The organism is Mesorhizobium sp. LNHC252B00 (assembly GCF_000502955.1).
Taxonomy (GTDB): Bacteria; Pseudomonadota; Alphaproteobacteria; order Rhizobiales; family Rhizobiaceae; genus Mesorhizobium.
Map to the genome: position 1 here is coordinate 117,139 of NZ_AYWO01000023.1, position 18,668 is coordinate 135,806.

Genomic DNA, 18,668 nt, shown 5'->3' on the forward strand with positions numbered 1-18,668 from the left:
AGCAAGACCTGTACTAGGATTCCTATGGGTGGGCCAACAGCGGTCGAGTTTTCATGCTGCATGTCTTGTACCTTGTGCACGACGTTTCCGACCCGGCAGTGCGCCGAAGGATTACGATGCTCAGGGCAGGTGGGGCCCAGGTCACCTTGGCCGGCTTCCGTCGCACCACGACTCCGATAGCGGATGTCGAGGGATTGCGGCCGATCGACCTTGGCGCGACGCGTGACGGGCGATTCGGCCAGCGCCTCGCGGCGGTCGCCAAGGCGACGTTATCGATGGGCTCGAAGCTTGCCGGAGTGCCGAGGCCCGATCTCATCATCGCGCGCAACCTGGAAATGCTGGCGCTCGCCCGCCGCGCGAGGTCAGCCTTAGGTGCGTCGGTTCCGATCGTATACGAGTGCCTCGATATTCATCGCCTGGTGCTGCGCAACGATGTCCTGGGCAAGGCGCTGCGCGCCACCGAACGCTTTTTGGCCAGGGACGTGAAGCTGCTGGTTACCAGTTCGCCGGCCTTCATAGCCAATTACTTCAAGCCGTTCGGCCAGGTCGCGGCACCCATCGAGCTGGTCGAAAACAAGTATTTCGAGGTCGCGGCGGTCTTGCCTGGCGATGCTGAAGCGGTTGAGAGCCCGCCCGGCCCGCCGTGGCGGATCGGCTGGTTCGGCGCCCTGCGCTGCCGCCGTTCGCTCGAGTTGCTGGCCGATTTCTCCCGCCGAATGGAGGGACGCTTCGAGGTCGTGCTGCGCGGCCGCCCGGCTTTGTCCGAATTCCCGGATTTCCATGGCTTCGTCGAAGCCGAGCCATGGCTGTCGTTTCGCGGGCCCTACCGCAACCCGGAGGACATGGCGGCGATCTACAAGGAAGTCCATTTTTCCTGGGCAATCGATTTCTTCGAAGCCGGGCAGAACTCCGAATGGCTTCTGCCAAACCGGCTCTATGAGGGCTGCCGTTTCGGCGCGGTGCCGATCTCGATGGGCAACACCGAGACCGGGCGGTTCCTAAAACAGCAGGATATCGGTGTGTTGTTGCCGCAGGCGTCGCCCGAAGCGCTCGAAGCCGAACTCGGCAAGATGGAGGAGCATCGCTTTGCCAGGCTGAAAGGGCGTGTTCTTGCCCGCAACCCAAGGACCTGGAGCTACGATCGCAGCGATTGCCGGGCGCTCGTCGAGCGGCTGCGCAGCCTGACCGCCATGCCCGGCTCCTTTGCGGCCGAGGCATTGGCATAGGATGGGCAGAGATGGACAGTGGCAGGATGGACAGAGGTTGATGACGCAGACTGAAAAGCCTTCATCCAGCCTGATCGTTATCCCGTGCCTGAACGAAGCCGCCCATATCGGCGCGCTGCTCGATCAATTGCGACCCGCGGCAGCCAGGCTTGACGCCCGGATCATTGTCGCCGACGGCGGCAGCACCGACGGCACGCTGGCCATCGTCAAGGATATCGTTGCGAAGGACCAGCGCGTTGTCCTGCTTAACAATAAGCGACGCATCCAGAGCGCGGCGATCAATCTCGCCGTCGGCACGTTCGGCGAGGGCGCCGACTATCTGATCCGCATCGATGCGCATGGCGGCTATCCCGACGACTATTGCGACCGGCTGGTCGAGGAGGCATTGGCCACCGGGGCGGATTCGGTTGTCGTTTCGATGCTGACCAGCGGCAGCGGCACCGTGCAGAAGGCCGCCGCCGCGGCACAGAATTCCAAGCTCGGCACCGGCGGCTCGAAGCATCGGCATCTTTCGGGGGGAGAGTGGATCGACCACGGCCATCACGCACTGATGCGGATATCGGCCTTCGAGGCAGTCGGCGGTTATGACGAGACGTTCAGTCACAATGAGGACGCCGAGCTCGATTACCGGCTGAGACAAGCCGGCTACAAGATCTGGATGAGCGGCAAGACGCAGATGGTCTACTATCCACGCGCCTCGCTCAGCGGCCTCTATTTCCAGTATCTCGGCTATGGCCGCGGCCGCGCCAAGAACGTCCTCAAGCATCGCGTCATCCCAAAGGTCCGGCAGATGGTGCTGCTGTTGGTGTTTCCGGTCGTGCTGTTGGCCGCCTTCTCCTTTGTGTATTGGCTGGCGGCAGTGCCGCTGCTGGTCTGGGCTTCGGTATGCCTCTTCTATGGCCTGTCGACGGCCATCCGCCAGCGCAATGCCGATATCGCGCTTGCCGGCGTTTCGGCGATGGTCATGCATCTTGGCTGGTCGGTCGGCTTCTGGCTGCAGCTTCTCGGCCTCGGGTCGCGACGCGAGGCGGCGTGATGGCGGCGCAGGGCAAGAAGCGCAGCATTGACGTCGGCGTCTGCACGTTCCGCCGGCCGGAACTGGCCGACACGCTACGCTCGCTCGACGCCATGGACATGCCTGAAGGGTTCGATGTCAGCATCGTCGTCGCCGACAATGACGACGCCCCGACCGCCCGCGACCTGGTGACGGCGCTGTCGCGGGAATTGACGGTGCCGATCCGCTATCAGCATGCTCCGGCGCGTAACATTTCGATCGCCCGCAACGCCTGCCTCGACGCCAGCACTGCGGATTTCGTCGCCTTCATCGATGACGACGAGACGGCCACGCCCGCATGGCTCGCCGAACTGGTCGCCATGGCTGAAGCAAGCGATGCCGCCGCTGTGCTCGGCCCGGTCAGGGCGCACTATCGCCCGGATGCGCCGGACTGGATGCGGCGCGGCGATTTCCATTCGACCTTGCCCGTCTGGGTGCGCGGCGAGATCCAGACCGGCTACACCTGCAACGTCCTGCTCCGGATGGGATCTGGGAGCCTGCGCGGCCGCCGCTTCAGCCTGGCGCGCGGCCAGACCGGCGGCGAGGACACCGAGTTCTTCGACCAGATGCACAAGTCCGGCGGCCGCATCGCTTTTGCGCCGGAAGCCTGGGTCGACGAGGTGGTGCCGCGCACAAGGGCGGCATTCGACTGGCTCGGCCGCCGCCGCTTCCGCGTCGGGCAGACGCATGGCCATCTTCTGGGGCGCAACGCGCGCGGCATCGGCCTGGTCAAGCAGGTCGGCCTGGCGTCGGCGAAGGCCATCTATTGCTTCGCCTCGGCACTTCCGGTCCTCATCAGTCCGGTTCGAAGGAACCGAAGCGTGCTGCGCGGCATTATGCATGTCGGCGTCGTCAGTGGGCTGGTCGGCATTCGCGAAATCCGGCTCTACGGTCAGCCTTCGCCACAGGAGGGAGGCAAGCGTGCAGCCTGATGTGAGCTTCGTGATTGCCGCCTTCAACGCCGAGGCGACCCTCGACCGGGCGATCGCCGGCGCCATCGCCCAGAACAACGTCAGCGTCGAAATCATCGTTGTCGACGACAAGTCGAGCGACGCGACGCTCGATGTGGCGCGGGCCTATCCGCAGGATATCGTCCGCGTCGTCGCTCTGGCCAGCAATCGCGGCCCTGGCGGGGCCAGGAATGCTGGCCTCGACGCCGCCCGAGGCAGGTGGATCGCGGTTCTCGATTCCGACGACGCCGTCTTTCCCAATCGGCTCGCCGCCATGATCGCGCGTGCCGAGAGTGCAGGCGCCCAGATCGCCGTCGACAACCTCCAGGTCATTCGCGAGGACGGTATCATCGAGGCCGCGATGTTCCCGCGGCACTATCTGGAAGGCTTGCGGGAAATTTCGCTGGCCACTTACATCGCCGGCAACATCCTCTTCGAATCTAAGTTCAATCTCGGCTATCTCAAGCCGATCTTCCAGCGCGAGTTCCTGAACGAGAACGGGCTTCGCTACGATGAAAAACTGATCATCGGGGAAGACTACATCCTCCTGGCCAACGCCTTGGCCATGGGCGGCAAATGCGTCGTCGAACCTGATATCGGCTATGCCTATCATATCCGCAGCGGCTCCATCTCCCGTGTGCTCGAGCTTCACCATATCGAAGCGATGCACAGGGCAGATGCCGTGTTCGCTCAAACTCATCAGATGGATGACGCCGCGCAGGCCGCGTTCGCCCGGCGCGGCCGCAGCCTGCGCACGGCCGCCTCATTCCTGTCGATGGTTCGGCACATCAAGGCGCGGTCGCCATTCAAGGCGATCCTGACAGCACTCGGCGACCCGGCGGCGGTCAGGCATATGGGCATGCCGATCGCCGTGCGGTTGCGAAGAATGGCGGCGCAGTTTGCCGTTGGGGTGGGCAGGTGAAGATGCAGGCACATGGAGAGTTTTTCGTGGCCTGTGAATGGACTGAAGTCGATCTCCTCAGAAGGAATTTGCGATGAAGAAAATCAGGAAGGCCGTCATACCGGTGGCGGGGCTTGGAACACGGTTCCTGCCGGCGACCAAATCGATGCCGAAGGAAATGCTTCCTGTCGTTGATAGACCCGTCGTGCAATATGCGGTGGACGAGGCCTTCGAGGCCGGCATCGAGCACATCGTGTTCGTGACCGGTCGCAACAAGGCGGTAATCGAGGACTATTTCGACCTCCATCCGGAACTGATCGGAACCCTGGAACAGACCGGCAAGAAGACGCAGTTGCAGTCGCTGGAAAGCCTCTTGCCGGTGGCCGGCGCCACCAGCTTCATCCGCCAGCAATCGCCGCAAGGCCTCGGCCATGCCGTCTGGTGCGCGCGCGAAGTCATCGGCAACGAGCCCTTCGCCTTGCTGCTGCCGGACATGGTCTCCTTTGGCGGGCGCGGATGCCTCGCCGAAACCGTCGACCTTTATGAGCGCACCGGCGGCAATGTCATCGCCGTCGAGCGTTGCGAACCGGCCGAGACCAACAAATACGGCATCGTTGGCCGCGGCGCCGAGATCGGCAGTGGCTTCGAGGTGACGGCGATGGTCGAAAAGCCGGCGCCGGCCAACGCGCCGTCGAATTTCTACATCAACGGCCGCTACATCCTGCAGCCCGAGATCTTCGCGCTTCTGGGCAATCAGCAGCGCGGCGCCGGCAACGAGATCCAGCTGACGGACGCCATGGTGCGTCTGTCGAAGGATCAGCCGTTCTTCGCCCAGCCTTTCAAGGGGCGCATGTTCGACTGCGGTTCCAAGGAAGGGTTCATCCAGGCCAACATCGCCTTCGCGCTCGCGCGCGACGACATGAAGGGCCCGGTTTTCGAGATGCTTCAGGAGTTCGTCCGGTCGCATGAACGTCAGGAAGAAGCCGCATAATGCCCATGTTTTGGGAGCATTTTCAGATGGTGGATGGCGCGGGGCTATAGGCCCAGCGCTGTCTGGCACGAAGTTTGCGTCGCTTTTGCGCAAACGCTCCCGATCCTGGCGGCGCCTGCAAGCCAAAGCATGATCCCGGAAAGTGGGTCCCGGTTTCCGGAAAAGATCATGTTCAAATAGTGAGATAGAGCCCATTGCGATCAATCGGAATGGGACCGGCTCTAGAATTGGACCGAAGATGAACTATGCCAACTTTCCTCTCGACAAGAGGATGCCATTGCCGAATTCCGACGCAGGAGACGGCGAAGACTTCATCGATATCGAGCGGCTGCTTGGCATGGCTGCGCGGCAGGCCAAGGTGGTTGCCGTGTGCGCTGTCATTGGCCTTTTCCTGGGCGTGCTCTATTTGCAGACCACGCCGCCCAAATATCAGTCGTACGCGAGCGTGCTGATCGACGAGGGCTTGAACAAGATCGTCGACGACATTTCGGCGGCGTCGACAACCATGCAGACCGATTCCGCCATCCTGAGCCAGATCGAAATCCTGACCTCGACGCGGCTTGCTTCGGTCGTCGTCGACAAGCTGAAGCTCGACCAGAATGATGCGTTCATGAATCCGCCCATATCGGCTCTGGCGAAGGGCGTTGGTTTCGTCCGAAGCGTGATCCAGTATGTCCGCCCCAGTCCTTCCATGCCGGGTGTTGGCGACATCAGTAAGCTCGACCCCGCCGCCCGCGACGCGCTGATGGCGACGTCGCGTCGTGACTACGCAATCCTCAAGCTGCAAAGCGAGGTGCAGGCGGAGCGCGTCGGGCGAAGCTTCGTCATCACCCTAGGTTACCAGGCGACGGATCCGGCCCTCGCAAACGCGGTCACCAAAGCCTATGCCGAGGCCTATCTCGCCGATCAGCTCGATGCCAGCTTCGACGCCACCGAGCGGGCGGCGGTCTGGCTGCAGGGTCGATTGACGGAACTGCGCCAGAGTTCCCAGGCAGCCTCGCTCGCCGTTGAGAAATTCAGGGCCGAACACGGGCTCGCCGCCAACAGCGATGGCCAGCTGATGAGCGACAAGCAGCTCTCCGATCTCAATGCGCAGCTCATCGTGGCGCAGGCCGACACCGCGCGCGCCAGCGCCCGCTACCAGCAGTACAAGGCGATTGTCGACAGCGGTTCCGACAACGCCTTCAAGGACGCCGCCATATCGAGCGACCAGCCGAGCAGTTCGGTCATCGCGGCGCTTAAGACCCGCTACCTGGCGGTGTCCAAGCGGCTGCAGGACGTCGAGGCGAATTTCGGTCCCGAGCATCCACAGGCGGTTGCGCTCGCCAAGGAAAAGGCCGACATCTCGACCCAGATTTTCGGCGAACTGAAGCAGCTGACCGAAAGCTATCGCAACGAATATGAGGTGGCGCAGACGCGCGAGACCGCGCTCAGGGCCAACGTAGCGGCCGCACAAGGCAAGAGCTCGGTCGATAACCAGACGCAAGTCAAGCTGCGTGAACTCGATCAGCAGGCGACGGCGCTCACCACGCTCTATCAGACATTCCTCGGCCGTTATGAGGAAGCCGCACAGCAGCAATCCTTCCCGGTCGGCAAGATCCGTATCATCTCGGACGCTTCGATGCCGCTTAGCGCGTCAAGCCCGCGCACAATTGTCGTGCTTGGACTTTCGCTGGTTCTTGGCATGCTGATGGGCGCCGGCTTCGGTGGCCTGAACGAGTTCAACGAACGGTTCTTCAGGACCGGCGAGGATGTACGCGACCGCGTCGGCCTGAAATTCCTCGGCTATCTGCCGATGATCGGCGGCAAACTCGGCAAGGAAGAAAAGCCGGGCGAGACCCAGGTGGATGCCAAGACCGCCAAATCGCTGTCGGCTGCAGAAAAACGGGCGCGCATGCGGGTCAGCATCGATTCGCCGGCCTCGATGTTCTCCGAGACGCTGCGCAGCGCCAAGATCGCCTTCGACGTCGTATTGGAAGGGCAAGGCAGCCGTGTCATCGGCATCATCTCGGTGCTCCCCGGCGAGGGCAAGTCGACGGTCGCGGCCAATCTCGCCGGCCTGCTTGCCACCAACGGTGCCAAGACCTTGCTGATCGACGGTGACATGCGCAATCCCGGCCTCAGCCGGGGCCTTGGCATGGAAGCCGAGCAGGGCTTGATGGAGGCGGTGGTCAACGGCCTGACCTGGCAGTCCGTCGGCAAGATCGACAGGCAGACGAAGCTGGCGATCATCCCGGCAGCGCTGCGCGGCAACTTCTCACATACGAGCGAACTTCTCTCCTCGGCGGGCATGCGGCGTTTTGTCGAGAACGCCAAGGAGACATTCGAATACATAGTCGTCGATCTGCCGCCGCTCGGACCTGTGGTCGATGCCAAGGCCTTCGCGCCGCTGGTCGACGGTTTTGTGCTCGTCACCGAATGGGGGAGCACGCCGCGCGCAATGGTCAGGTCGATGCTGGAATCCGAACCCTACGTCGCCAACAAGATCGTCGGCGCGGTGCTGAACAAGGTCGACCTGAAGAAGCTGGCCAAATACGGGTCGTTCGGCGGCTCGGAGAAATTCTTCGACAAATACTCGACCTACTATCTGGAAAAGTCGGAGGTGCGCGGCAAGGCACCGGTCTGATTTGACCGCTGCCAGGGCAAGACCGGCCGCGTTCCGTTCATCGCGACTGGACGCTCTGGCGCGGACGATCGCCACCCAAGCATGGCCGCGCCGACAACGTCGTGGATCGTGTAGAGTGCATTCTCCGTGCACAATAAAAGACTGCCCGCCGATCGGGAAAAGCCGCGCGACAAGTAAACCGCTTCAGCGCTCAAAGGCCGATCCCGCGCGCCTTCAGGGCGGCGGAGATCTCGTCGAGAATGACCGGATCGTCGATCGTCGCCGGCATCGCCCATTCTTCCTTGTCGGCGATCTTTTGCATGGTGCCGCGCAGGATCTTGCCCGAGCGCGTCTTGGGCAGGCGCTTGATCGTCACCACCGTCTTGAAGGCGGCGACCGGGCCGATGCGTTCGCGCACCAGGCCGACCACTTCACCTTCGATCAGGCCGATATCGCGCGTCACGCCCGCATTCAGCACCACGAAGCCGAGCGGGACCTGCCCCTTCATCGCATCGGCAATGCCGATGACCGCGCATTCGGCGACATCGGGATGGGCCGAAAGCACCTCCTCCATGGCGCCGGTCGACAGCCGGTGGCCGGCGACATTGATGATGTCGTCGGTGCGGGCCATGACGTAGAGATAGCCGTCCTCGTCGACCATGCCGGCATCCGCCGTCTTGTAGAAGCCGGGGAACTCGTCGAGATAGGCTTGGCGGAAGCGTTGGTCGGCGTTCCACAGCGTCGGCAGGCAGCCGGCCGGCAGCGGCAGCTTGACCACCACATTGCCCAGCGTGCCGCGCGGCACCTCGTGGCCCGCATCGTCGAGCACGCGAATGTCGTAGCCGGGCATAGGCACGCCCGGCGAGCCGTATTTCACCGGCAGCAGGCCGAGGCCGGCGGGATTGATCGTCATCGGCGAGCCGGTCTCGGTTTGCCACCAATGATCGATCACCGGCACGTTCAGCTTCTGCTCCGCCCATTTGATGGTTTCCGGGTCGGCGCGCTCGCCGGCAAGGAACAGCGTGCGGAATTTCGACAAATCGTATTTCGCGATGAACTCGCCCTTCGGATCCTGCCCCTTGATGGCGCGGAATGCGGTCGGAGCGGTGAAAAGCGCTACGACGCCATATTCCGATATCACCCGCCAGTAGGTGCCGGCATCGGGCGTGCCGACAGGCTTGCCCTCGAACAGGATGCTGGTGCAGCCATGCAGCAGCGGCCCGTAGACGATATAGGAATGCCCGACCACCCAGCCGACATCGGATGCAGCCCAGAACACCTCGCCCGGCTTGACGCCGAACTCGTTTTCCATCGTCCATTTCAGCGCGACCATGTGGCCGCCATTGTCGCGCACGATGCCCTTTGGCTGGCCGGTCGTGCCCGATGTGTAGATGATGTAGAGCGGGTCGGTGGCAAACACCGGCACGCAATCGACATTGGCGCCCGCTGCCCGTTCGCGGGCGACGGCATCGGCGTAGTCGATGTCGAAATGCTCCTTGAGGTCGCAGCGCAGCTGGTCGCGCTGCAGGATCAGGCAGGCGTCCGGCTTATGGCGGGAGATCTCTATCGCCTTGTCGAGCAGCGGCTTGTAGGCGACGACGCGACCCGGCTCCAGGCCGCAGGAAGCGGAAATGATCAGCTTCGGTCTGGCATCGTCGATGCGGGTGGCAAGCTCATGCGAGGCAAAGCCGCCGAACACCACGGAATGCACCGCGCCGATGCGGGCACAGGCAAGCATGGCCATGGCTGCCTCCGCCACCATCGGCATGTAGATGATGACGCGGTCGCCCTTGCCGATGCCGCGGTTCTTCAGCACCGAGGTGAGTGCGACCACCTCGCGCTTGAGTTCGGCATAGGTGAACTTCTTGACCGTACCGGTGATGGCGCTGTCATGGATCAGCGCGATCTGGTCGGCGCGTCCGCCCGCCACATGGCGGTCGATGGCGTTGTAGCAGGTGTTGCAAGTGGCGCCGGCAAACCAGCGGCCATAGACGCCGGCAGAGGCATCGAACACCTTGTCATAGGGCGAATACCAGTCGATGGCGCGGGCCGCATCCGCCCAGAATTGTTCCGGGTCGCGTTTCCAGCCCTCATAGACCTCGTGATAGCGTGAAGTCATCCGGCTCCTCCCCAGGAATGATTTTCAACCCTCCAGATAGCGCGCTCTATCCTTGGCCGCAAATGCACGCTGTTGTGCTGATGACATTTTGAGCTGGGGGAGGCGCTATCAAGGGCCGCGACCGCCGCCTTATTGCCGTGACCGGTCAGCCGCGCCAACACGCAGCGCCCTGACAGGCGGAATCCGCTTGGTGAAAGCAAGTTGCTCTAGATCGGCAGGGCCACAAGCATAAGGCCAATGCCGCCAGCGGTCAAAATAACCGTCGCCAGTGCTTTTCTGTGACGTTCGAAGCTCGTCGGAGCCCGCTCCCAATTGTAACGCATACGCCATCTCCCCAAGACCCAGGCAGGTTTTACCTTACTCTACGGAAGAAAAGCAATGGTCGAGCCGGTCAGTCAGTTGCTTGTCGCCTCGCCTTGATGACTATTTCTAGGACGATTCCGGTCTGACGCAGCAGCAGCTTTTCTTCGGGTGCGTGAGAGATGGCAGCATCAACCCGAACAATGTTGCGGCTAAAGGGATTGTCCGGGATAGTTGCAGAAAAGCTGGGTGTTAGCCAGCTTTACATGCCCCAGCGCAACGCGGCCGTGTGCACCGGCGCGTCCCAGAATGCGGTCGTCTCGTCGTCGAGCATGGTGAGTGTGATCGAGCAGCCGGCCATGTCGAGCGAGGTGACGTAGGAGCCGACCAGCGAACGGGTCACCGTCACGCCGTGCGCCTCGAAAATCGTCCGCGCGCTGTTGTACATCAGATAGAGTTCCATCAGCGGTGTGCCGCCGAAGCCATTGACGAACAGCAGCGCCGGGCCTTTCGCCCTGTCGCCGAGATCGCCCAGGATTGCGGCACAAATCTCCTGCGCGATAGCATCGGCGCTTTTCAACGTGTCGCGCCGGCGTCCGGGCTCGCCATGGATGCCGACACCGAATTCCATCTCGCCGTCGCCGATGTCGAAAGTCGGCTTGCCCGCCGCCGGCACCGTGCAACTGGTCAGCGCCACGCCCATCGAGCGGGTGGCGGCGTTGACGCGGTCGCCTAGCGCCTTCAGTGGCGCCAGCGCTAGGCCATGCTCGCCCGCCGCGCCGACGATTTTTTCCACCACCAACGTACCGGCGACGCCGCGCCGGCCCGTCGTATAAGAAGAATTCTCGACGGCGACATCGTCATTGATCACGATCTGCTGGATGCCTTCCGACATCTCGGCCGCCATGTCGAAGTTCATCACGTCGCCCTCGTAGTTCTTGACGATGAACAGGCAGCCGGCGCCGGTGTCGACGGCTTCCGCCGCCGCCAGCATCTGGTCCGGTGTCGGCGAGGTGAACACCTGGCCGGGGCAGGCGGCGTCCAGCATGCCGTGACCGACAAAGCCGCCATGCAGCGGCTCATGGCCCGAGCCGCCGCCAGAAATCAGCGCCACCTTGCCCGGCCGCAAGATCTTCCGGCGAATGAATTTATGCTCGTCGCCAAGCACGAGGATGTCGGCATGGGCGGCCACGAAACCGTCGAGGCTCTCGGTCAGCACCGTGTCCACCGAGTTCATGAATTTCTTCACGGCCGTCTCCTCCCGAAATAGGCCAGATAGAAACGATCAGCCACCCTTGCCGGTGATGCTGGTGATCTTCTGGATGAAGTCGTTCACCGCCCTGTCGAGCGCGGCGTTCTGCTTGTCGTCGCCGAAATCGGGCACAACAAGCGAAACATGCCGCGTCTTGCGCATCCCTGCGGCGACGGACATTTTGCCGGGATGCGCCTGATGGTAGGCGGCGAGAAACTGGTCACGCTCGGCCGGGCTGAAATGGCACACCGAAAATATAGCCGGCAAATGTTTGGACGGAATCGGGATCGAATAGGCCGGACTGGAAATCTGCGTGACGAAGCTGCGGTGTTTGCCGAGCGCGTCTGCAAGGCGCTGGCGCATGCCGGACGGACGCTGGTCGATGACGTTCGACAGGATCGTCTTGTAGGCGCGGATTGCCTCTTCGGAGCCGGGTTCGGGTTTCTTGTCGATCATGCCAGCCGCGCCTAAATCGAAACGTCGGCGATGGCCGCCTTGGCCATGGCGAGTTGCGCCGGAGCGACGGAAAGGTCGCGCAGGCCGGCTTCGAGCAGTGACGGGATCGAGGCGGGATCGCCGCCGGCATCGCCGCACAGGCTGACCGGGATTTCTTCACGCAGGCCAAACGCGGTCACGGCAGCGATCAGCCGCAGCACGGCAGGATGACGAACCGAATTCAGATGTGCCACCGCGGCATTGTCGCGGGCGGCCGCCATGACATATTGGGTGAGATCGTTTGAGCCGATAGAAAAGAAGTCGACCTCGGCAAGCGCTTCCGGCGCGATCGCCACCGAAGGCACTTCGACCATGATGCCGAGTGGCGGCATCTTTTGGGCGATGCCGCGCGCGGCAAGCGCGGCCTGTTCCTCAGCGAATATCGCCGCTGCCTGCCTGTATTCCTCAATAACGGCGATCATCGGGAACATCACCTTCAGACTGCCGTGCACGGCTGCGCGCAACAGCGCACGGATCTGTACACGAAAAACCTCCGGTCTTGCCAGCGACAGCCTGATGCCGCGCAGGCCAAGAAACGGGTTGCTCTCCTCGACGGTGAAGCCGGGCACCGGCTTGTCGCCGCCGGCATCGACGGTACGGATCGTCACCGGCTTGTCGCCGGCCCACTCCAGCACCTTGCGGTAGGCGCGATATTGCGTCTCCTCATCCGGAAGCGTCCTGCCGAAGAGGAATTCGGTGCGCATCAGCCCGACACCGTCGCAGGTGGCGATGTCGATGCTGTCGACTTCGGACGGGTCGGCGATGTTGACCTGCACGCGAACGGGCGTGCCGGTTCTGGTCACCGCCGGCCGTGCCAGGAAAGTCCCAGCCCGGTCGCGGCGCGCCGAGAATGATGACGACGATTGGCGAAAGGTGTCAATGTCAGCCTTGGAGGGTGACAGCACGATGCCGCCATGTTCGGCGTCGAGCAGGGCGATGCCTGAGGGGTGAGCCGGCGAAGCGCCCAGCCCGACGACCATGGGAACGCCGCGCGAGCGCGCCAGCATGGCGACGTGGCTGGCGGTGCTGCCTGCCTCCAGCGCGATGCCGCCGCCGCCGTTCCAGTCGGTTTCGAGAAAGCGCGTCGGCGCGATGTCCTCGCCATAGAGAATGGCGCCGACCGGTGCCTGGATGTCGCTGTCCTTGGTCAGTGCCCGCAGCACCTGGTCCCTTATGTCGCGTATGTCGGCGGCGCGTGCGTGGAAATAGTCCTGGTCCGAGGCATCGTAGCCGGCGATCTCAGCGTCGAGCGCCTGTCGCCACGCCACATCGGCGGGTTGACCAGTCTCGATCGCGGCAAAGGCCGGGCGGCTCAGTGCATCGTCCTCCAGCATGGCGATTTGAAATTCAAGAATGTCGGCGGCGTCTCCGTCGGCGGTTTGGATCAAAGCGGCGAGACGAGCCGCCGCACTGCCGATTGCGCTCTCGAGCGCGGCTTTCTCATCGTCGGCTGTTTCCTTGCAGACATAGGATGCGGCAATCCGGTCGAGATCGAACAGCGGCCCCTCGGCATAGCCGGCCGAGGCCGAAATGCCTTGCAGCCTAAGCGGTCCGGACATGGTCCGTGCCTTCGTCGAAATCGCGGCGCACCAGTTCGACTAGCGCGTCGACGGCATCATTGGCGCCGTCGCCGCTGGCCCTGATATGCAGTACCGTACCCTTCGGCGCCTTGGTCGCCATCACCTTGACGATGCTCTTGGCGTCGAACCACGGTCCGTTGGCGGCCAGCGCTATTTCCACCTCTGCGGCAAAAGTCTTGGCCAGCTTGGTGAACTTCACCGAAGGACGCGCGTGCAGGCCCACCTCGTGGGTGATCACAACGGTCGCTTCGGCGGATGCGGACATGTCTTCAGGCTTCCCGTTCGCTCACGACGGCGACAATTCATGCGCCGTCGCCACCACTTCCTTCAGCGAGGCGCCGCCGGAAGATTCGGTCGCCGCCATCACCGCGCCTTCGACGATCGGCGCGTTGCACACGATGATCTTTTGCGACCGTGGCTCGCCGATCATCTCCACCGCCATTTCACTGTTGGTCTCGGCGCCGCCGAGATCGACCAGGATGGCGACACCGGCCTCCGACCACGCCCTGTCGATGGCGCCCATGATCGCCTCGACATTGGTGCCGAGTCCGCCATGGCCGTTTCCGCCGCACCACGCAAGCGGCACTTCGTCGCCCACCATCTGCCGGACCATGTCGGCCGTGCCCTCGGCGACCAGCGGCGAATGCGAAACGATGACGATGCCGACATTGCTCATGGCTGACGTTCCAGCGTTTCGACGATCGTGCGTACCAGAAGCGCGGTCGAACGTGCGCCGGCATCCATGTGGCCGATCGAACGTTCGCCGAGGAACGAGGCGCGGCCACGCAGGGCCTTCATCGGCACGGTCGCCTTAGCCGCAGTGTCGGCGACATCGGCGATTTCCGATCCAGTCTTGCCCTCGACCAACGCGTCATGCACCGGCTGTAGGACGTCGAGCATGGTTTTTTGTCCAACCTGTGACTTGCCGCGCGCGGCCACCGCCTCGATCGCCTTGCCGAAGGCCGCGGTCAGATTGGTGCGATCGGGTTCCGCCGAAATTTCCTTGCCGAGCGCCATGAACAACGTTCCGAACAGCGGGCCGGAAGCGCCGCCGACCGTCATCACCAGCTTGGTGCCGATCGCCTTCAGGGCCTCGGGCAATGGCTTGGCAGCAAACATATCGGCCTCGGCCCGCACCGCCTCGAAGCCGCGCTTCATGTTCAGCCCGTGGTCGCCGTCGCCGATCGCCTGGTCGAGCGCCGTCAACTCTTCGGCGTGCTCGGCAATCGTGTCCGCGGCAGCCGTTATCAGTCCGGCAAGGTTCAGCGCCGCCATATCACCCGCATTCCTGGTTTCCACCTTTCCGGCAGTATCGAAAGAACGCTCATTCGACAACTGGAGCATGCATCAGGCCGCTTCGTGCAGCGCGGCGGCGGCCGCGAAGACCTCGGCCACCGCATAGGCGCCGGGATCCACAACACCTTGCAGCTTGCTGCCGACATAGGCGGATCGTCCGGCCTTCGCCTTCTCCATGGAGGAGGTAGCCTCTGCGCCGCGTCGGGCCGCTGTTGCAGCATCTTCCAGGCCATTGGCGTCGAGCGCTTTCAGGGCCGGTTCCAAGGCATCGACCATGGTCCGATCCCCAATCCTTGCACCGCCATAGAAGGTCATCCGCTCCAGGCCAGCTAGCAGCGCCTTGGCCAGTTTGGCCCCGCTGTCCAAACCCTGAGCCGCCGCCGTGAAAAAGATCGACAGCAGCACGCCGCTGGAACCGCCCATGGACGCGCTCAGAATGTCACCTATCGCACCAAGGGTCGCGGCAGGTTCGGCAAGCGGCAGCGTGTCGAGCCGTTCCAGCACGCTGCGTGCGCCGGTCGCTGCCGTCGAGCCGGTGTCGCCGTCACCCGCCTTGGCATCCAGCGCGTTCAAGGTGCCTTCGAGCGCGATCAGTCTTTCGCAGACCGTGACGATCAGGCGTCTGGTGTGTGCATCCTGGCTGGGCTTGCGCGCCGCATTTTGCCCGGCCGCTTTCGACATCGGCAAGACGGCGGGCGGTACAACAGGCTTGGCCGGCATCCAGGCATGCGGGCCGACTGGCGCCAGCAAGGCTGTTTCGCGTGCCGCGTCGAGCCGGATCAGCGACAGCGAGAAACCGTTCATGTTGAGCGCCGTCATCAGCGGGCCTGGGCCGATGGTCAGCTTGATCGCTTTGGCCAGCGGCGAAGCCAGCACCGCGTTGGCGATAACGGACATTTCGAGCGGTGGCACCGAGCCGAGATTGTTGATCAGCAGGGCGTAGCTGGCCGCAGGGTCGAGCCGTGCCGACAGGCGTTCGGCCATGACCGCGACCAGCCTGTCGGCGCTTTGCACCGCAATGCGCTCGACGCCCGGCTCGCCATGAATGCCGAGGCCGAGCTCGCCGTCATTTTCACCAAACCGGTCTTCATGCGGCTGACCGGGGATCGAGCAGGACGACAGCGACATGCCGAACGAAACGATATCCTTCGCCGCCGCGCGCGCGGCTGCCGCAACGGACGCCAGGTCATGGCCGGTTTCCGACAGATGGCCAGCGATCTTGTGCACGAACAAGGTGCCGGCAACGCCGCGCGGCTGGGTGATGTCAGGCAAAGCGATGTCGTCGGCGACGATCACCATCTCGACGCGAAACCCTTCGGCGCGCGCCTTCTCGGCCGCGAGGCCGAAATTGAGGCGGTCACCTGTGTAGTTCTTGACGATGAGCAGGCAGCCGCCCGGGCCGGTCACCGCGCGGATGGCCGCCAGCACCGCTTCGACGCTTGGCGAGGCAAAGATCTCGCCCGAGACCGCCGCTGTCAGCATGCCTTTGCCGACGAAACCGGCATGCGATGGTTCGTGCCCGGCGCCACCGCCGGAGACGATGCTGACCTTCGTCTTGTCCCAACCGGCGCGCAGCATGACCTTGATTTCGGGATAGCCATCGAGACGGGCGAGATCGCCCGCGCCAATAGTTCGCAACAGGCCCTCCAGCGCCTCGGTGACGATCGTTTCCCTGCGATTGAAAAAGTGCTTCATCGAATTCGTCCCGTACTAGCAAAGTCAAAAACTGGTGCTAAATCCTTGGCAGGCAAACACCGAAAACCGCTCACATCAGTCCGTTCACATCAGTCGTTGTCCATCGGCGCCAAAATACAGCGGCGACCGGTACCGGATCACCACTCTGTCGCCCTGCGCCAGGTCCGTGTCGGGATCGGTCAGCGTCACCAGTTTCTTGGGTCCCACCGTCACATGCAGGTGGTTCTGGTCGCCGAGATGCTCCACCCAGTCGACGACGCCGTCGGCATGGCCGTTGGCAGCCTTCTCGATCGCCAGATGTTCGGTGCGGGCGCCGATCGTCCTGGTTCCCGCCGGCGCGCCACTATCGGGCAGCAACCCCGTCGGCAGAAGATTGATCGCGGGCTGGCCTAGTCTTGCCGCGACATGCAGGTTGGCCGGCTCAGAATAGATCGTCCGCGGAGAACCGATCTGCACCAGTTCGCCATCGGCAAGGATGCCGATGCGATCGGCCATGGTCATCGCCTCGATCTGGTCATGCGTGACGTAGAGCATGGTGGCGCCGAGCTCGGTCTGGATGCGCTTGAGCTCGAGCCTGAGGTCCCCGCGCAGCTTGGCGTCGAGCGACGACAGCGGCTCGTCCATCAGATAAATCGACGGCTTGCGCACCAGCGCGCGGCCGATGGCGACGCGCTGCATTTCGCCGCCCGAAAGCTTGGTCGAGCGGTTGGCGAGCTTGTGATGGATGCGCACCATCCTCGCCACCTCCTCGACCCGGCGGCGGATCTGGTCTTCCGGCATTCTTCGCGCCGGCGAGCGCAGCGGGAAGGCGAGATTGTCGAACACCGACAGATGCGGATAGAGCGAATATTGCTGGAAGACGAAGGCGGTGTCGCGCTCGGCCGGCGATAGTGCGGTGGCGTTGTGTCCGCCGATTTCGATCGTGCCGGAATCCGGCCGCTCCAGCCCGGCGATGAGCCGCAGCGTCGTCGTTTTGCCGGCTCCGGTCGGCCCGAGCAGCACGACGAACTCGCCATCTGATATATGCAGGTCGAGGCCGTTGACGGCGGCATGATCGCCAAAACTCTTGGTCACGTTCCTGATGCGCACGTCAGCCATGACGGGCCCTCCGCTCAGAGGCCACATCGTGGATGGCGGTTCTCACCGCCCGGCCGGATCCTTTCTCGAACAGCGACAGCCGCGCGCTGCTCAGCGTCAGGCCGACATGGTCGCCGGCGGAGAGCCGGATTTCGGCCGGCACGCGTGCCTTGATGATGCCGTCCGCCGTCTCCACCGCCACGATCTGCGTGGTGCCGAGATATTCGGTGCCGTAGATGGCGCCGCGCAGCTTCGAGCTATCGTCGAAGCGGATGTGTTCCGGGCGGATGCCGAGCGCCATATCGCTGGGTACGATGTCCTCGCGGACCTCCGGCACCGCCACTTTCGCACCTTGCACGACAATCTCCCTGGCACCCTTGGCAAGTCCGCCGCCGAAGCCCAGAAAATTCATCGGCGGCGAGCCGATGAAGTCGGCGACGAACATGGTCGCCGGGCGGTCGTAGATTTCGCGAGGTGTGCCGAACTGTTCGATGACGCCATGGTTCATCACCGCGATCTTGTCGGCCATCGACATCGCTTCCATCTGGTCGTGCGTAACATAGACGGTCGTGGCGTGGATGCGGTTGTGCAACTCGCGCAGTTCATGCACCATCAGATCACGGAATTCGGTGTCGAGCGTACCAAGCGGCTCGTCCATCAGGAAGCATTTGGGCCGCCGCACGATGGCGCGGCCGAGCGCCACGCGCTGGCGGTCGCCACCGGCAAGGCCGGAGACGGATTTGTCGAGCAGGTGGTCGATGCGCAGCAGCTTCGCCGTCTCCTCGACCCGCGTGCGGATCTCAGCCGACGGCATGCCTTGCGCCAGGAGCGGAAAGCCGATGTTCTTGCACACGTTCATGTGCGGATAGAGCGCGAACAGCTGGAAGACGAAGGCGATGTCGCGCTCGCGTGCCCGCAGCATGGTGACATCGTCGCCGCCAAGCAGGATCTGGCCGCCGGTCGGCAATTCGAGCCCGGCAATCATGCGCAATGTCGTCGTCTTGCCGCAGCCCGACGGCCCGAGCATGACGAAGAATTCGCCATCCTCGACGACGAAGTTGGAATCCTGCACGGCGACGAAATCGCCGAAGGCCTTTCTCAGGTGCTGGACGCGAATTTCGGCCATG

Annotated in this window: 16 protein-coding genes; 6 read left to right on the forward strand and 10 right to left on the reverse strand. The window is 63.4% G+C overall.

The annotated features are described in order from the left end of the window. Positions 1-53 precede the first annotated feature (53 nt). The 6 genes from X744_RS146595 to X744_RS146570 all read left to right on the forward strand — a co-directional run bounded on the left by X744_RS146595 (position 54) and on the right by X744_RS146570 (position 7,748). Positions 54-1,226, forward strand: a complete 1,173-nt coding sequence (locus X744_RS146595) for a glycosyltransferase (RefSeq protein WP_023761509.1) — start codon at positions 54-56, stop codon at positions 1,224-1,226. Between the two features lie 40 nt (positions 1,227-1,266). Next, a complete protein-coding gene (locus X744_RS146590; RefSeq protein WP_023761510.1) occupies positions 1,267-2,262 on the forward strand; it encodes a glycosyltransferase family 2 protein in 996 nt (331 codons plus the stop codon). Next, positions 2,262-3,212: a glycosyltransferase family 2 protein gene (locus X744_RS146585; RefSeq protein ID WP_023761511.1), complete on the forward strand. Its 951-nt coding sequence runs from the start codon at positions 2,262-2,264 to the stop codon at positions 3,210-3,212. The genes X744_RS146590 and X744_RS146585 overlap by 1 nt, the downstream gene beginning before the upstream one ends. Beyond that, positions 3,202-4,152 (forward strand): glycosyltransferase family 2 protein, encoded by a 951-nt coding sequence (locus X744_RS146580; RefSeq protein ID WP_023761512.1) that lies wholly within the window; start codon positions 3,202-3,204, stop codon positions 4,150-4,152. Before X744_RS146585 ends, X744_RS146580 begins: the two co-directional genes overlap by 11 nt. Before the next feature lie 73 nt (positions 4,153-4,225). After that, a complete protein-coding gene (locus X744_RS146575; RefSeq protein ID WP_023761513.1) occupies positions 4,226-5,122 on the forward strand; it encodes a UTP--glucose-1-phosphate uridylyltransferase in 897 nt (298 codons plus the stop codon). A gap of 238 nt (positions 5,123-5,360) precedes the next feature. Continuing rightward, the gene (locus X744_RS146570) at positions 5,361-7,748 is read left to right on the forward strand and encodes a polysaccharide biosynthesis tyrosine autokinase (protein WP_023761515.1); all 2,388 of its coding nucleotides are present in this window, start codon (positions 5,361-5,363) and stop codon (positions 7,746-7,748) included. 190 nt (positions 7,749-7,938) lie between these two features. Here the strand turns inward: X744_RS146570 and X744_RS146565 are convergent, their stop codons facing one another. From X744_RS146565 to X744_RS146520, 10 genes are all read right to left on the reverse strand, one after another. Then, a complete protein-coding gene (locus tag X744_RS146565) occupies positions 7,939-9,846 on the reverse strand; it encodes a propionyl-CoA synthetase (protein ID WP_023761516.1) in 1,908 nt (635 codons plus the stop codon). A 562-nt stretch (positions 9,847-10,408) separates the two neighbouring features. Next, positions 10,409-11,395 carry a dihydroxyacetone kinase subunit DhaK gene (dhaK, locus tag X744_RS146560; RefSeq protein WP_023761517.1) on the reverse strand — a complete coding sequence of 329 codons (987 nt, stop codon included), beginning with the start codon at positions 11,393-11,395 and terminating at the stop codon, positions 10,409-10,411. 36 nt (positions 11,396-11,431) lie between these two features. Beyond that, on the reverse strand, positions 11,432-11,854 hold the full coding sequence (locus tag X744_RS146555; protein WP_023761518.1) for a hypothetical protein: 423 nt from the start codon (positions 11,852-11,854) through the stop codon (positions 11,432-11,434). An 11-nt stretch (positions 11,855-11,865) separates the two neighbouring features. After that, positions 11,866-13,452, reverse strand: a complete 1,587-nt coding sequence (gene ptsP / locus X744_RS146550) for a phosphoenolpyruvate--protein phosphotransferase (RefSeq protein ID WP_023761519.1) — start codon at positions 13,450-13,452, stop codon at positions 11,866-11,868. Further along, positions 13,436-13,738 (reverse strand): HPr family phosphocarrier protein, encoded by a 303-nt coding sequence (locus X744_RS146545; protein ID WP_023761520.1) that lies wholly within the window; start codon positions 13,736-13,738, stop codon positions 13,436-13,438. Before X744_RS146545 ends, ptsP begins: the two co-directional genes overlap by 17 nt. A 21-nt stretch (positions 13,739-13,759) precedes the next feature. Then, entirely contained in the window at positions 13,760-14,149 is a 390-nt protein-coding gene (dhaM, locus tag X744_RS146540; protein WP_023761521.1) for a dihydroxyacetone kinase phosphoryl donor subunit DhaM, read from the reverse strand. After that, positions 14,146-14,748, reverse strand: a complete 603-nt coding sequence (gene dhaL / locus X744_RS146535; protein WP_023761522.1) for a dihydroxyacetone kinase subunit DhaL — start codon at positions 14,746-14,748, stop codon at positions 14,146-14,148. Before dhaL ends, dhaM begins: the two co-directional genes overlap by 4 nt. A gap of 72 nt (positions 14,749-14,820) precedes the next feature. Further along, complete coding sequence (locus X744_RS146530) at positions 14,821-16,464, reverse strand: dihydroxyacetone kinase subunit DhaK (protein ID WP_023761523.1); 1,644 nt, start codon at positions 16,462-16,464, stop codon at positions 14,821-14,823. A gap of 84 nt (positions 16,465-16,548) precedes the next feature. Continuing rightward, entirely contained in the window at positions 16,549-17,562 is a 1,014-nt protein-coding gene (locus X744_RS146525; protein ID WP_023761524.1) for an ABC transporter ATP-binding protein, read from the reverse strand. Continuing rightward, the gene (locus X744_RS146520; RefSeq protein WP_023761525.1) at positions 17,555-18,667 is read right to left on the reverse strand and encodes an ABC transporter ATP-binding protein; all 1,113 of its coding nucleotides are present in this window, start codon (positions 18,665-18,667) and stop codon (positions 17,555-17,557) included. Before X744_RS146520 ends, X744_RS146525 begins: the two co-directional genes overlap by 8 nt. Position 18,668 lies beyond the last annotated feature (1 nt).

What these genes read in the sequence shown, in the direction of transcription:
- X744_RS146575 (WP_023761513.1), top strand. Translation starts at nt 4,226, where the DNA reads ATGAAGAAAATCAGGAAGGCCGTCATACCGGTGGCGGGGCTTGGAACA.
- X744_RS146570 (WP_023761515.1), top strand. Translation starts at nt 5,361, where the DNA reads ATGAACTATGCCAACTTTCCTCTCGACAAGAGGATGCCATTGCCGAAT.
- X744_RS146595 (WP_023761509.1), top strand. Translation starts at nt 54, where the DNA reads ATGCTGCATGTCTTGTACCTTGTGCACGACGTTTCCGACCCGGCAGTG.
- ptsP (WP_023761519.1), bottom strand. Translation starts at nt 13,452, where the DNA reads ATGTCCGGACCGCTTAGGCTGCAAGGCATTTCGGCCTCGGCCGGCTAT.
- X744_RS146590 (WP_023761510.1), top strand. Translation starts at nt 1,267, where the DNA reads ATGACGCAGACTGAAAAGCCTTCATCCAGCCTGATCGTTATCCCGTGC.
- X744_RS146565 (WP_023761516.1), bottom strand. Translation starts at nt 9,846, where the DNA reads ATGACTTCACGCTATCACGAGGTCTATGAGGGCTGGAAACGCGACCCG.
- X744_RS146545 (WP_023761520.1), bottom strand. Translation starts at nt 13,738, where the DNA reads ATGTCCGCATCCGCCGAAGCGACCGTTGTGATCACCCACGAGGTGGGC.
- X744_RS146585 (WP_023761511.1), top strand. Translation starts at nt 2,262, where the DNA reads ATGGCGGCGCAGGGCAAGAAGCGCAGCATTGACGTCGGCGTCTGCACG.
- X744_RS146520 (WP_023761525.1), bottom strand. Translation starts at nt 18,667, where the DNA reads ATGGCCGAAATTCGCGTCCAGCACCTGAGAAAGGCCTTCGGCGATTTC.
- X744_RS146530 (WP_023761523.1), bottom strand. Translation starts at nt 16,464, where the DNA reads ATGAAGCACTTTTTCAATCGCAGGGAAACGATCGTCACCGAGGCGCTG.
- X744_RS146525 (WP_023761524.1), bottom strand. Translation starts at nt 17,562, where the DNA reads ATGGCTGACGTGCGCATCAGGAACGTGACCAAGAGTTTTGGCGATCAT.
- dhaL (WP_023761522.1), bottom strand. Translation starts at nt 14,748, where the DNA reads ATGGCGGCGCTGAACCTTGCCGGACTGATAACGGCTGCCGCGGACACG.
- X744_RS146555 (WP_023761518.1), bottom strand. Translation starts at nt 11,854, where the DNA reads ATGATCGACAAGAAACCCGAACCCGGCTCCGAAGAGGCAATCCGCGCC.
- dhaM (WP_023761521.1), bottom strand. Translation starts at nt 14,149, where the DNA reads ATGAGCAATGTCGGCATCGTCATCGTTTCGCATTCGCCGCTGGTCGCC.